The following is a 14,013-nucleotide window of genomic DNA, read 5'->3' as shown; positions in this document are numbered from 1 at the left end:
TAGCACCATAGTGCTCTTTCCCTTACTGACATCAAGCGCGATAACATGCTTCATTTTTTTGTCCTCCTTTTTAAGCCATTATAGAAGATCTCACAGCTCCTTATCGATTCCATTTTCTTATACACGGTCTCTTGGACCCAACATACTAAACTGATTCACATAAGGGTGTGAAATGAGCCGGTTTGTGATACGGACTCTAATTGGTCCCAGAGGCTGGTCGGCTTACCTTCACTTCTACTATAAAAAAATAGTAGCACAAACCATGGCCGTGGTTTGTACTACTAATCTTAGTATGTTTGTGGCGCAGGCTGCACGCGCGGCATCCCGTTTTCGGAAAAACCCGATGAATACAATAATTTGTTGCAAAATTGACAAAGGGATATCGGATTCATCTGTATAAAAAAACTTTCATTTAGCGTATAATGGAAGTATTAGAATCGTAGGGGTGTGCAAAGTGAGAGGGATTTTCATCACAATCGAAGGGCCGGATGGCTCAGGCAAGACAACTGCGCTGCAGCAAGTCGTGCCGCGTCTGCAACAAGAGATGAACCGGAAAGTGGTAGCGACGAGGGAACCGGGCGGGAGCCCGATTGCGGAAAAAATCCGATCGTTGATACTGGATCCTTCGCATACGGACATGGATTCTAGGACAGAAGCATTATTGTATGCGGCAAGCCGTCGCCAGCATCTGGTCGAAAAGGTGTTGCCCGTTTTGGAGAGTGGAGACGTCATTTTTTGCGATCGTTTTGTCGACAGCTCCATCGCTTATCAAGGCTACGCGAGAGGCATCGGGGAAGAAGGGATCCGTGCGATCAATCAATTTGCGACAGAAGGCATTGAGCCGGACCTGACGTTGTATATCGATGTCCCAGCGGAAGTGGGCATTCAAAGGATTCATGCGAATCTGGATGAACGGGAATACAATCGTTTGGACCGGGAGAAGCTCGACTTCCATGAAAAAGTCCGGGCCGGCTATCAGCAATTGGCGCAGGCGAATCCGGAAAGGATCGTGGTCGTCGACGGGACGATGAGCCGTGAAGCTGTGGCAGAAGCGTGCTATCACATCATCCAAAACAGGTATCCAAGCTATTTTTAAAAAAATCATTTTTCAATCATCACTGATCGACCTTTTTAATATAAAGAAAAGAGGGATTTGTTATGAAATTAATTATGGCTATCGTTCAAGATAAAGACAGTGCGATCCTATCCGATGAGTTGGTGGAAGCGAACGTCCGCGCGACGAAGTTGCCTTCGACAGGCGGCTTTTTGCGCGCCGGCAATACGACTTTCATGATCGGTGTGGAGGACGAACGGGTTGATCAAGTGCTGCAGATCATCAAGACCAATTGTGAAGCGCGCGAACAGTTCGTGGCGACTCCAGTAAGCATGGACGTGCCGATGGACAGTGCGATCGGTTTCCCGATGGAAGTGCATGTAGGCGGAGCCACTGTGTTTGTCCTCCCGGTAGATAGTTTTCATAGATTTTGATGACAAAGGAAAGGATGGATGGTGTGACACAGCTTTTGATGAAGCAACAGCCGGAACTGCTCGAAAGGTTCCAACGGACGATTCGGGAAAAACGGTTGGTCCATGCCTATTTGTTCGAAGGGGCACGGGGGACCGGCAAGGAAGAATTGGCACGTTGGATCGCGCAGGCGCTCTTTTGCGAAGACCTGCAGGATGATCAGCCTTGCGGGCGCTGCAGCCATTGCCTGCGGATTGCTGCAGGCGAATTTCCTGATGTGACGGAGATCAGCCCAGATGGCAACACCATTAAAGTCAATCAGGTCCGCGAACTGAAGGCGGACCTTTCCAAAAGCGGGATGGAAGGCAGCCGCAAAATCTATCTGATCTATGACGCGGAAAAGATGACGGTCAGCGCTTCGAACAGCCTGCTGACGTTTTTGGAGGAGCCGCAGCACGATACATATTTGATCCTGATGACCTCAGCAAAGGAGAACATCCTGCCGACCATCCGCTCGCGTTGCCAAATCGTCCATTTCCAGGTCGTCAACAAACAGGCTTTGGGGGAAACTTTGGAAGCGCAAGGGATCCAGCCGGAAAATGCGGCACTGTTGGCGGCCATCACGAATAACCAAGAAGAAGCCTTGTTGCTGAACCAGGAGGAAAGCTTCCACGAGTCCAAAAGACGGTCGTGGGCGTGGTTCCAGCTGATGACCGACAAAAATCCGCAGGCATTTGTGTTTGTCCAGACCGATTTGATGGACGGGCTGAAAGACAAAAATGATGGCCACTTCTTTTTGGACTTGCTATTATTCTGCTACCGTGATTTACTGTATACCAAGTACAGCAATCTGCAAGCTGTCGTCAACAAAAATCGCGGAAAAGAGTACGAGCGCATTGCAGAAAAACTGCATCCTCAGGAAATCACCCGGCAGATGGAAAATATCCTCAATGGAAAGAAACATCTGGAAGCAAATGTTCAGCTCCAAGGGGTACTGGAAGAAATTGCGCTCGGGAATAGCCTATAGATAAAGCTTCTGGAGGAGAAAGAAAATGAAAAACGTAATTGGTGTTCGTTTTATGCCTGTCGGGCCCATCTCTTATTATGAAGCGGCCCAGGCAAAGTACAGAATGGACGAAAAATTGATCATAAATAATGGGAATGCCGTCGATATTGGCCAAGTCGTCATTGTCGATAAAAAATGCAATGAAGAAGGCGGCATCCTTTCTCATAAACACATCATCCGCGTTGCGACCGAAAAAGATCTCGAGCAGGATGAGAAAAACCGCGCAGAGGCGAAAGAAGCCTTTGCCGTTTGCAAGGCGAAAATGAAACAGCTGAAACTGGACATGAAGCTGATCAAAGCGGAATACACTTTCGACCGCAGTCGTCTGACTTTCCATTTCAGTTCGGAAGGCCGGATCGATTTTCGGGAATTGGTCCGCGAGTTGGCGGCTGTGTTCCGCACGCGGATCGAATTGCATCAGATCGGCGTCCGCGATGAGGCCAAAATCCTTGGGGGGATCGGACCTTGCGGAAGAACGCTCTGCTGTTCGACCTTCTTGGGCGACTTTGTGCCGGTTTCGATCAAGATGGCGAAGGATCAGGGCTTGTCCTTGAATCCTACCAAAATATCCGGTCTGTGCGGGCGCTTGATGTGCTGCCTGAATTATGAGAACGATACGTACGTCTCGCTCAGAAAGGCGATGCCTGATTATGGGCAGGAAGTGATGACGCCTGAGGGCAAGGGAAAAGTTGTGGAATTGAATGTGCTCAGCCAAATCGTCAAAGTGCGTCTGTTCGAGCACAACAAAACGGTTGAGTTTGCCGCTTCAGAATTACAGAATGTTAGAGCTGCACGACAGGATTGAAAAATAAGTATGGAAAATGCGAGTGGATAAAATGGATAAACGTGCCTTGTATGACCAATTCCATCGGGTGGAAAGCCGTATTTCGTCGATGGGAGCAGATGTCAAAGAGATTCAAGAGAAGATGGATGACCTGATAGAAGAGAACGCAAATCTTCAAATCGAGAACCAGCATCTGCGCGATCGGATCGATTTCCTGACGAAGGAAAAAGAAGATGCGCAGAAGCAAGAGCCAGAAATGTCGAAGTCCCGTCTGAATTTACAGAAGCTGTACGAGGACGGTTTTCATGTCTGCAATGTTTATTATGGTTCCCGTCGTGTCAATGATGAGCCTTGTGTTTTCTGTATCGACGTCATTTATGGCGAAAGAGACCGGAAAAACTGAGAAATGTCCCGCGCTGCGGGTGCTTTAAGAAATGATGGATGTATGACTGGCAGAGGCGGGGACAGAGGTCCTGGCCTCTGTTTTGAGGATAAACACAATGGCTGTGTTGGCTGGCTATTTTGTCTGCTGCTGCAGGCCTGATGATAGATAAACAAAGGGGTAAACGAATGGAAAATGTATTGAAGGAAGGCGAACGCTTGGATGTGCTGAAAAGGGAAAACATCCGGATCATCCAAAGTTCAGCCGTGTTCTCTTTTTCGCTGGATGCGGTGCTGTTGGCGGATTTCGCGGAATTGCCGCGCGTGAAGCCGGCGAAGATAGTCGATCTCTGTGCCGGGAACGGGGCAGTCTCGTTCCTGCTGACAGGAAAAACCAAAAACCCGATCGTCGGGGTGGAACTGCAGGATCGGTTGGTGGATATGGCCCGCAGGACGGTCCAGCTGAACCGGTTGGAAGAGAAGGTCTCCTTCCTGCACGCGGATGTGAACGACGTGACCCGCTTCATCAAACCGGATTCCGTCGACGTCATCACCTGCAACCCGCCCTACTTTAAGTTGAGCGAATCCAGCTTCACGAACGAATTGGATGCTTTTGCGATTGCGCGGCACGAAATCCATCTGACGCTGGACCAATTGATGAAACAGACGAGCCATCTGCTGAAGATGAAAGGCAAGGCTTATTTCGTCCATCGCCCGGATCGTTTGATGGAGATCCTGGAAACGATGCGGAACAACCGGATCGCGCCGAAAAAGCTGCAGTTCATTTACCCGAAACAGAACAAGGAAGCGAACATGATCCTGATCGAAGGCATCAAGGACGGCAAGGAAGACGGCTTCCGTGTGTTGCCGCCGCTGGTTGTGTACAATGAAGAAGGGGAATACAGCCAGAAGGTAAAGGATGTCCTCTATGGCGAGCAGTGAGCACTACTTTTATGTGCTGCATTGTGGGGATGATTCTTTTTATGCCGGCTACACGACGGACACGCTCCGGCGTGAACAGGAGCACAACAGAGGCATCGGCAGCAAATACACCAAGGCCCGCCGCCCTGTCCAGATGATCTACAAGGAAGTATTCGGCTCCAGAGCGGAAGCGACCAAAGCGGAGGCGGCCTTCAAGAAGCTGAGCCGCAAGCAGAAAGAGCAGTTTTTGTCGGTGCGCGGGATCTGCATAGCCGGCCGCAAAAATGAATCGGAATCAGAGGAGAAAAAAGATGCAACTGCAAAAAAGTTATGAACATCACGAGAGCGGAACGCTTTATTTAGTGCCGACACCGATCGGCAACCTGGAGGATATGACCTTCCGTGCCGTAAAGATACTGCGGGAAGTGGATCTGATCGCTGCGGAGGACACGCGCAATACGCGGAAACTGTTGACGCATTTCGAAGTGGATACGCCCCAGGTCAGCTTCCACGAGCACAATACGCAGGAGCGCATTCCGCAATTGGTGGATAAGCTCCTCGGCGGGCAATCGATCGCCCAGGTGAGCGATGCGGGGATGCCTTCCATCAGCGATCCGGGCCATGATCTGGTGCGCGCCTGCATCAAGGCAAACGTGCCGGTTGTGCCGCTTCCGGGCGCGAATGCCGGTGTGACCGCATTGATCGCTTCCGGATTGGCGCCGCAGCCGTTCTATTTTTTCGGCTTCCTGGAGCGCAAGAAGAAGGATCAAGTGGCGCAATTGGAATCATTGAAGAACAGGGAAGAGACGATGATTTTCTACGAGTCGCCTTACCGCCTGAAGGAATTGCTGAAAAATATCGCAACTGTGATGGGGGCGGAGCGCCAAGTCGTCATCTGCCGCGAATTGACGAAACGCTTTGAGGAATTCATCCGCGGTTCGGCGGAGGAATTGGCTGTCTGGGCTGAAGACACGGAGATCAAAGGCGAAATCTGCCTGATGATAGCCGGCAACGACAACCCGGAAATGCCGGTTGAGCAGACCTTTGATGACCTCAGTATTGCCGAGTTGGTGGAGAAACTGATGTCGGAACAGGGACTCTCATCCAAAGATGCGATCAAAGAGGCCGCAAAAATCAGGGGTATGAAGAAACAGGAAGTGTATCAAGCTTTCCACGGGTTTTAAAGGAGGGATGACCGTTGCTGTTTTATTTATTGAGCGCATTCTCGTTAGGCGGGGTTCTGACGCTCCGAACGATGGGGAGGAACAGGCAATTCCAAAGCTACTTGCTGGTTGCCGCGCTGCTTTTTCTTTTCGTGGGAATGCTGCAGGGCAACGACTCGCCCCAAGTGGCGCTGATCCGTTACGCGGTGATGCTCTTCCGCGTCCTGTTTGGCTTGATTTCACCGTTTGCCTTCCTGTTTTTTGGCCTGGCGCTTGTCTTCAACGGGGTGCTGCTGCTCAAAAAAGAGGGCTGGGCCAAACGGTACGGCCTGCTGGTTGCGGTGGGCGCCTTCATTTTGTTGATGGATCTGCTGTTCCTGCTGAATTATTTTGTGTTCCATCATTACCTGATCTGGCGCTTCATGCGCTTGATGGGCTACTTCATCATCTATTTCGGTGTGGTGCTGATTTTGTTTTTTGTCGCGACAGCCTTTTACGGAATCGTTCCGGTTTCCCTCGATAAGGATTTCGTCATTGTTCTGGGGGCGGGCTTGCTGCCGGATGGCGGCATCAGTCCTTTGTTGCGGAGGCGCTTGGACAGAGCGATCCGGTTTTTCCGGCACCAGACCGAGCGCGCGCAGAAGCGGCCTTGCCGTCTGATCGTGAGCGGCGGGACAGGGGTGGATGAACCTTTTTCCGAAGCGTACGCCATGAAACGCTATCTGGTCGAGAAAGGCATCCCGGAAGAAGTGATCCTTGAGGAAGACAAGTCCGTCAACACGTACCAGAATTTCCTTTACTCGAAGGGCATAATGGACGCGTACAAAGAAAGCTACAAGTGCCTTTTCATCACGAACAATTTCCATGTTGTCCGCAGCAGTCTCTACGCCCACCGGGTGGGATTGGAAACGGACGGCTTGGGCGCCTGGACACCGCTTTATTTTCTGCCTTATGCGTTTCTGCGCGAATTCATCGCGCTCATCTTTCTGCAGATCAAAGCGCATACGCTGCTGTTGGCGGGCGTGCTGGTGTTTGGGGTGTGGAGGATCTACTTGTAAGAGTAAATAAAATTTATTTTTTGGCGGGGAATTGATTTTATCCTCAGAGTTTCCCCGCCAAAAACCGTTTGGCGGGGAAAAATGCCCGCGGACAGCACGAGATAACCCGCCAAAACCGTTTTGGCGGGGAAAAATGTCCGCGGCCAACACGAGATTCCCCGCCGAAAACCGTTTTGGCGGGGAATTCCGCCACGAATTCGAATACTCAATCGCAAAGAAGGGGCCGTCTCTCAGCAGACGGCCCCTTCTTTTTAACATATAGGAATTCATAAGATTTTTCAAACTTAAAAGCGCATCACCGCAGGTGTTTCACGGATTTGCAAATTGTTTCATGCATCCCAAATCTTTGGCCAGCTTCACGGGTTAGCCCTTCGGAAATTAGATAAATCTGACCCATTGCGCTCTACGATGCTCATTCAGGGCCAGATTTCCTAAATTTCTTTCAGGGCTGAGCGAACCCGTTCAGCTTTTCTTATTCGTTTACAGCAAACCTTCTGCCATCAATTGCTTCAAGCCGTGATAGACGCCTTCGTCATCGTTGGAAGGCGTTGCATATTTTGCCGCGCTCTTGGCGTTGGGCAGTGCGTTGTCCATCGCGAAGGAATAGGGTCTGCCGGCGAGCATGGAGATATCATTTTCGCTGTCGCCGAAGACAGCCACTTCCTCATTGGAAACACCAAGTTTTTCCAGCAAGGTATCCAAGGCATTGCCTTTGCTGATGCCTTTTTTGGTGATCTCCAGTTTCCTTTCATCGGAGAAGACCAGCTCGTAATCGTCATGCAGCCCCAAATGAGGCAAGGACTGCGTCACGGCCTCCATGAAATGCGGGTCCTGGCTAATCGAAATTTTGTTGCAGAAAGCGGGCGCTTCCTTCAGATCAAGGATCAGCTTTTGTTCCGGATAGCCGTCGCGCATATCGCACAGCCAGCCGTACATGCCGCTGGCCCAAGGATAATCGTCTGGCAGTCTCATTTCCCCGCGGATCTTCTTCTTCAATGTATAGAGCGAGTCCGGCAAATAGGTGTACAGGCCGGCATCCTGGGAGAATTGCATCTCCACATTGAAGCTGCGGAAAGCGGAAGTGACCTTCTGGATATCTTCTGAGTCCATCACACCCAATCTTTCCCGGCTTTGGGAGCTGAAGTCATAAATGGAACTGCCGTTTACATCGATCAAGTAGCCTTGATGGAAATCCATCTTCAGTTTCAGGGCGTCCGGCATCAAACGCAGGTAACTTCTCCCGCTTGCCAATACCAACGTGATGCCTTTTTGCTGGAGTGACAGGAGCAGTTCCAAGGTTTTGGGGCTGATGTCATGGTCAGCAGTCAATAAGGTGCCGTCCATGTCGCAAACGATTGCTTTGATGGGCATTAGCTATTCCACTTCCTTTTTAGAAATTTCGATCACTGTCTCCAAAGACGTGAAGTTCTGAAAACCATTTCGAATAGAATAGCATAATTTCGTCGGTAAATACATAGCGCTTGATACCCATTTGAAAGATAAAAGTACCTAGTTTGGATATACTCCGAGAGGCAAACGCGAGTAGGTGGATATGATTGGGAAAAACTTAAAAGTGTTGGAGCGCAAAAAAAGCCGCATACGCCACGATTCAGTTCGTGCGTATGCGGCTTTTTTCGTATACTGGAAGGTTGAAGCTGAACGGATGCGCTGCGCACTCGAGTCCCGGAACAGACAATCCTGTCGCCAAAGCAAAAAGCAGGGGCAGTCTCTATTCGGGACTGCCCCTGTGCCTTTCTTACTCGGCTTTTTTGCTTTGTTCCGCCATCATATCGCGGATTTCTTTCAGATAAAGTTCGACAACCGGCACTTCGGCTTCCACTTCCACGGGTTCCTCGGCAGGCATTTTGCTTTTCAGCTTGTTGACCGCTTTGATCATCAGGAAGAGGACGAGTGCGATCAGCAGGAAGTTCACAACAGCCTGCAGGAAATTACCGTACGTGAAGTCCGCCTGGCCGATTTTGAAAGAAAGGCCTGTCAGGTCCGCGTTGCCGGTGATGGCCACGATGATCGGTGTGATGATATCCGCTACTAATGAATTGACGATTGCTGTAAATGCACCCCCGATGACAACCCCGACGGCAAGATCAAGCACGTTGCCGCGCATGATGAATGTTTTAAACTCTTTCCACATATTTTCCACCTCCGTTTAAGATAATTATATTGCAACTGTATCGGGATGGCAAAAAATAAGAGTTTCAGCGGACAATATTTTTACTAGTTTTGTCGAGCTGTCAATTTAATGTAAGCGGCGGCCGGATAATCCTCGATCGGTAAACTGCTTTCTTTCCCTTGCGCCAACTCAGCCAGCAGATAGCCGATCAGCGGACCGGAAGTCAATCCGGACGAGCCGAGCCCGCTTGCCGCGAAGCAGTTTTGCAGACCGGGTACACCGCCGAAGCAGGGACTGAAGTCGGATGTGTAGGCCCTTGTGCCGACCCGGATATCCGCGGCCGCTGTTTCTTTCAGATGGGGAAGCCACGTGCAGGCTTGTTCCAGCATTGGATCCGTTACGGAAGCGTCAGGCTCCAGGTCATAGCCTTTGTCGTTCTCGTGGCTTGCGCCGATGGCTGTTTTTCCGTTCCCGAACGGCAGCAGATCGATTTCGCCCTGGGGCATGATGACCGGGTAGGTTTGCGGATCGCTGTCTTCATCTTGATGGAGGACGACCAGTTGCCCTTTTTGCCCGCGGACATCGACCGTGTATCCAAGCGGTTGGAGGAGTTGGGGCAGCCAGGCGCCGGCCGCCAGGATGACCGCATCTAATCTTTGCGGTGGTCCGTCCGGTGTCAGGACGGACAGGTTGCCGTCGTTGTCCTTAGCGAGAGAGATCGTTTCGTTGTGGATAGTGGCTCCGAAGTGGCTTGCCGCCTGCAGCAACGTCTTCGTCAACTCCCGGCCGTCCACGCGGGCGCCGCCGCCTACGTAAAGGGCTTGTTCGGCATTGGTGAGGGGCGGGAAGGCCTGTTTGAGCTCGCTGCCTTTCAGGATCGCGACGTCGCCGATGAGCGGTGCCTGTTCGCGGCGTTCCAGCGCGCGGTCGTGGACCTCTTGAAGGTAGTCGGGCGTCTGTCCCAGGATCAGGGCGCCGCAGCGTGCGTAGGCGTCGGTCTTGAAGCCGTCGGAAGCCAAGTCAGCCAGCAGTTTGTCGTAAAAAGCGGCGCCTTCGGAAACGAGCCGGTACCATTTTTTGTTGCGGCGTCTGGACAGCCAAGGGCAGATGATCCCTGCCGCGGCAGCGGTGGCCTGACCGGTGCCGCTGTCGAACACGCTGACGCTTTGACCTGATCTTGCCAAATAATAGCTGGCGGTGGCGCCGACGATTCCGCCGCCGATGACCGCGATTTTCTTATTCATTGATGAATCTTCCTTTCTCCTGCAAACGTGGTTGCGTTCCGGACGGAAAAAGCCGGGAACGGTGTCCCGGCTCTAAGCATTTTTGATGTGGATCCCGCTCAGGATCTGATTTGGCCTTCGCCGTAGATGATGTATTTGTAGGAAGTCAATTCCTTCAATCCCATCGGTCCGCGGGCATGGAGTTTTTGCGTGCTGATGCCGATTTCGCCGCCTAGGCCGAAACAACCGCCATCCGTGAAGCGGGACGAAGCATTGACGTAAACGGCTGCCGCATCGATATCGTTCAGGAAGTTCTGTGCCGTTTGGTAATGAGCGGTGACAATCACTTCGGAATGGCCGGTGCTGTATTTTTGGATATGCGCAATGGCTTCGTCATAGGAGGAAACCACTTTTACAGCCAAGATGAAGTCCAGGAATTCCGCAGTATAATCTTCCTCTGTTGCCGGTACAGCTTCAGGCAGGATGCTGCAGGTCTTCGCATCGCCGCGCAATTCCACTTTGTAAGGCGCCAAGGCTTCCGCGAAAACAGGCAGGAAGGCATCCGCGACCGCTTCGTGGACAACCAGCGTCTCGATGGAATTGCAGACGGAAGGGCGGGAACATTTCGCATTGACGAGGATGCGTGTGGCCATCTCCAATTCGGCAGCCTGATCGATGTACAGGTGGCAATTGCCGACGCCTGTTTCGATGACCGGGACGGTCGCATTCTTCAGCACGTTCTGGATCAGCCCGGCACCGCCGCGAGGGATCAGGCAATCCAGGTAGTCATTCAGCTTCATGAATTCACCGGCCAGTTCGCGGGATGGATCCGGGATCAACTGCAGCGTATCCTTGGCGAAGCCGGCTTCCGCAAGTCCGGACTGCAAGGCAGTCATGATGGCTTTGTTGGATTCCAATGCCTCTTTTCCGCCGCGCAGTATGACGGCATTCCCGGATTTGAAGCAGAGGGCGCTGGCGTCTGCTGTCACGTTCGGGCGCGATTCGTAGATGATTCCGATGACGCCCAGCGGAACACGCTGTTTGCCGATCATCAAACCATCTGCAGATTTCGTCATTTCTTCGACGTAGCCGACCGGATCAGCCAGTTGAGCGATTTCCTTGAAACTGTCCGCCATCCCTTTGATCCGTTGCGGGTTCAAAGTCAAGCGTTCGATCATCGGCGTCGGCAAGCCATTGGCCTCGGCGGCTGCGATATCCTTCGCATTGGCGGCCAAAATGGCATCCTGGTGCGCGTAAAGGGCGGCTTCCATCGCCAGGAGCCCCGCGTTCTTCTGATTGGTTGATGCTTTTCTCAGGCTGTTGGCGGCGGCTTTCGCGGCAATGCCCATTTCTTGCAATAAACTGTTCATTGAATATCCTCCTCTACTTGTCTTCCTTCACGAAATAGGTTCCAATTTCTTTGCCGGCCAGTATATCGAACAATACGGTCGGGTCGGCTGCTTGCGTCAATACCATCTGTTGCTTATTCTTCAGGATGCGTTTCGCCGCTTTCAGTTTCGTTGCCATTCCGCCGGTCCCGAATTTCGAACCGTTCCCGCCGGCCAAAGCCATTTCCTTATCGGTGACGGCATGGAGGGTATGGAAAAGGACGGCATCCGGATTGGTCGTCGGATTTTTGTCGTAAAAGCCCGGCACATCGGACAGCATGATCAGCAGATCAGCGGAGATGATTTCGGCTACAGTTGCGGACAAACGGTCATTGTCGCCGAATTTGGTCTGGTGATCCAATTCCTCTACGGAAACGGCGTCGTTTTCGTTTACGATCGGGATGATGCCCATCTTCAGCAATTGCTCGAAGGCGTTTACGGCATTCCTGCGGCTTTCCGGAAATTGCACGATATCCAGCGTCATCAATATTTGTCCGACGATCTGATTGTAGTGCGAGAAAAAGCGCGTGTAGAGATTCATCAACTCGGCCTGGCCGACGGAAGCGACTGCCTGTTGCTCCGGAATGGACTTCGGACGATGCGGCAGGTTCAGGCGGTTCAGCCCGACTCCGATCGCGCCGGAAGACACCAGGACGATTTCTTTGCCTTGGTTGCGCAGAACGGTCAAGACATAAGCAAGCCGGTCGATCGTCTGGTAGTTGACGGATCCGTCCGCCAGCATCAAAGAACTCGTGCCGATTTTGATGACGATCCTTTTGCAGTCCAAGATTTTATTGCGGATAGGTTCCATGTGCACATCCCCGTTTACGATTTGATTTTTTGCATCTATATTATAGAGTGTTTTTTTGAATGGTGCAGAGCTTGCGCCCGGCGAGATATTAATACCTATAGTATCATGGAATGGCGAAAAAATTAAGATATAGCCAAAAAAAGCTGCCTGAAGTTATCAGGCAGCCCTAAAGGAGTTGCTCTTTACTTTGGAGGAGTAAAGAAATTGAAAAAGATTGTTTGTGATTGGCCTGTAACCATAGTAAATCCCAAGTGTGAAGAAACTATGAAGATAATTTTATGAAATGGATAAGATTTTTAGCCGCCTTTATCAGATGAGTCCGAAAGTGCGGAAGGCTTGATGCAAGCCTTCCTCGTCCACCGAACTCGTGACATGATCCGCGACCGCCTTCAATTCTTCCTTGGCATTCCCCATGGCGATGCCGATTTCGCAATAGTCGAACATCTCCAGGTCATTCAAGCCGTCACCGATTGCAATCGTCCGTTCCTTGGAGATGCCTAGGTGTGTCAGCAACGCTTCGATGGCGGTCGCTTTGTGTATGCCCGGTACCATCAATTCGCCGCTGTCATCCCCAAACTGAGGCACGGTGCATTGGATCGTATCAAAGGCATTTTCGAATTCCGCTTTTATCTGTGCGAAAGAAAGTTTGTCGCTCTGAAGGAAGCAAGCCTTATTAACGTCAGATTTATACAGATCCTCTTCGCCGTAGATCAATCCCGCGATGAAGGGATGCGGCGTCTCTTCCTTGCGTTTTTTGGCTTCCGGATCGTTGTCGATGTCGCCGTAGATGCAGCGTTCCACATGCGGCAGGAAATTCTTGCTGGCAAACAGGCCACCGTTTGATTCCAGGTAAAAATCAACACCATGCTGATTGAAGAAATCCACCATCCGCCTGACTTCGCTGGCCGGAACTGTCTTATGGTATAGCATGCCGTCATGCAGCTCAACGAAGCCGCCGCCAGCGCCGATGATGCCATCAAAACCGATCTCCATGATGAAATCATAGATTTCCGGTTTTGAGCGGCCGGTGCATAAATAAATTTCGTGCCCGTTCAGGCGGGCCTGTCTGCATGCCTCCGCAGCAGAAGCGGGTACCCAACCGTCGTCAGTCACCAAAGTGCCATCAATATCCAAAAAAATGATTTTTTTATCCAATCATTATCCTCGCTCTCTGCCTTTAAAGGCTATGTCCGAATTTCAATTCCGTTTCTACTATATAATGGAATTTCCGGAAATGCCAGTCCCAGGTGTTTCGTGCAGCCCTGAAGACGGCGATTTTAGGAAAAATTAAAAAATCGTTGACAGCATTCGGCTGCGGTGATAGTATATAGAAGTTGTCCGCGGGAATCGGCTTTGAAATGATTTGAAAAAATTGTTGACATGCGATTTTGAGCGTGGTAATATATAAAAGTTGCTGGTCAACGCATCTGCAAGCAGCTAACGCTTCTGAAAAACTTTCAGAAAAGGCTTGACGGAGAGCCGAACCCATGCTATTATGAATAAGCAATCACGTAATACGTGATGTGTGATTGACCTTTGAAAACTGAACAAAGAATGAACGAACCAAATGTGCAGGGAGCTTCGATTTCGGTCGAGGCAAACGAAGGCGATACTTAGTATCG

General features: G+C 51.1%; 15 protein-coding genes. 9 read left to right on the top strand and 6 right to left on the bottom strand.

All coding sequences use genetic code 11. The annotated features are described in order from the left end of the window. Window positions 1-454: 454 nt before the first annotated feature. The 9 genes from tmk (at window position 455) to BMX58_RS13765 (ending at window position 6,838) form a co-directional block, all read left to right on the top strand. Window positions 455-1,096 carry a dTMP kinase gene (gene tmk, locus BMX58_RS13805; RefSeq protein ID WP_068624898.1) on the top strand — a complete coding sequence of 214 codons (642 nt, stop codon included), beginning with the start codon at window positions 455-457 and terminating at the stop codon, window positions 1,094-1,096. 62 nt (window positions 1,097-1,158) lie between these two features. Continuing rightward, entirely contained in the window at window positions 1,159-1,488 is a 330-nt protein-coding gene (locus BMX58_RS13800; protein WP_068624900.1) for a cyclic-di-AMP receptor, read from the top strand. 23 nt (window positions 1,489-1,511) lie between these two features. After that, on the top strand, window positions 1,512-2,492 hold the full coding sequence (gene holB / locus BMX58_RS13795) for a DNA polymerase III subunit delta' (protein WP_162268648.1): 981 nt from the start codon (window positions 1,512-1,514) through the stop codon (window positions 2,490-2,492). Between the two features lie 25 nt (window positions 2,493-2,517). Further along, complete coding sequence (locus BMX58_RS13790) at window positions 2,518-3,336, top strand: PSP1 domain-containing protein (RefSeq protein ID WP_068624902.1); 819 nt, start codon at window positions 2,518-2,520, stop codon at window positions 3,334-3,336. A 31-nt stretch (window positions 3,337-3,367) separates the two neighbouring features. Continuing rightward, a complete protein-coding gene (locus BMX58_RS13785; protein ID WP_068624930.1) occupies window positions 3,368-3,718 on the top strand; it encodes a DNA replication initiation control protein YabA in 351 nt (116 codons plus the stop codon). A 167-nt stretch (window positions 3,719-3,885) separates the two neighbouring features. Continuing rightward, a complete protein-coding gene (locus tag BMX58_RS13780; protein ID WP_068624904.1) occupies window positions 3,886-4,638 on the top strand; it encodes a tRNA1(Val) (adenine(37)-N6)-methyltransferase in 753 nt (250 codons plus the stop codon). Further along, entirely contained in the window at window positions 4,625-4,951 is a 327-nt protein-coding gene (locus tag BMX58_RS13775) for a GIY-YIG nuclease family protein (protein ID WP_068624906.1), read from the top strand. The genes BMX58_RS13780 and BMX58_RS13775 overlap by 14 nt, the downstream gene beginning before the upstream one ends. Continuing rightward, entirely contained in the window at window positions 4,929-5,801 is an 873-nt protein-coding gene (gene rsmI / locus BMX58_RS13770) for a 16S rRNA (cytidine(1402)-2'-O)-methyltransferase (RefSeq protein ID WP_068624908.1), read from the top strand. The genes BMX58_RS13775 and rsmI overlap by 23 nt, the downstream gene beginning before the upstream one ends. A 14-nt stretch (window positions 5,802-5,815) precedes the next feature. Beyond that, window positions 5,816-6,838, top strand: coding sequence for a YdcF family protein (locus tag BMX58_RS13765; protein WP_068624914.1), 1,023 nt, complete (start codon window positions 5,816-5,818; stop codon window positions 6,836-6,838). 480 nt (window positions 6,839-7,318) lie between these two features. Here the strand turns inward: BMX58_RS13765 and BMX58_RS13760 are convergent, their stop codons facing one another. The 6 genes from BMX58_RS13760 to BMX58_RS13735 all read right to left on the bottom strand — a co-directional run bounded on the left by BMX58_RS13760 (window position 7,319) and on the right by BMX58_RS13735 (window position 13,546). Next, window positions 7,319-8,209: an HAD family hydrolase gene (locus tag BMX58_RS13760; RefSeq protein WP_068624916.1), complete on the bottom strand. Its 891-nt coding sequence runs from the start codon at window positions 8,207-8,209 to the stop codon at window positions 7,319-7,321. 385 nt (window positions 8,210-8,594) lie between these two features. Next, window positions 8,595-8,990, bottom strand: coding sequence for a large conductance mechanosensitive channel protein MscL (gene mscL, locus BMX58_RS13755; RefSeq protein WP_068624918.1), 396 nt, complete (start codon window positions 8,988-8,990; stop codon window positions 8,595-8,597). An 83-nt stretch (window positions 8,991-9,073) separates the two neighbouring features. Continuing rightward, complete coding sequence (locus BMX58_RS13750; RefSeq protein WP_068624920.1) at window positions 9,074-10,213, bottom strand: NAD(P)/FAD-dependent oxidoreductase; 1,140 nt, start codon at window positions 10,211-10,213, stop codon at window positions 9,074-9,076. Between the two features lie 98 nt (window positions 10,214-10,311). Continuing rightward, window positions 10,312-11,562, bottom strand: a complete 1,251-nt coding sequence (locus tag BMX58_RS13745) for a glutamate-5-semialdehyde dehydrogenase (RefSeq protein ID WP_068624922.1) — start codon at window positions 11,560-11,562, stop codon at window positions 10,312-10,314. A gap of 13 nt (window positions 11,563-11,575) precedes the next feature. Then, entirely contained in the window at window positions 11,576-12,382 is an 807-nt protein-coding gene (gene proB, locus BMX58_RS13740) for a glutamate 5-kinase (RefSeq protein WP_204243816.1), read from the bottom strand. Window positions 12,383-12,700: 318 nt separating this feature from the next. Continuing rightward, window positions 12,701-13,546 (bottom strand): Cof-type HAD-IIB family hydrolase, encoded by an 846-nt coding sequence (locus BMX58_RS13735; protein WP_068624926.1) that lies wholly within the window; start codon window positions 13,544-13,546, stop codon window positions 12,701-12,703. Between the last annotated feature and the right edge of the window lie 467 nt (window positions 13,547-14,013).

Origin of the sequence: Trichococcus ilyis, assembly GCF_900109135.1 — a bacterium.
Classification (GTDB): Bacteria; Bacillota; Bacilli; order Lactobacillales; family Aerococcaceae; genus Trichococcus; species Trichococcus ilyis.
The sequence above is the reverse complement of the archived record's forward strand: the minus strand, read 5'-3'. Positions and strand labels throughout refer to the sequence as shown.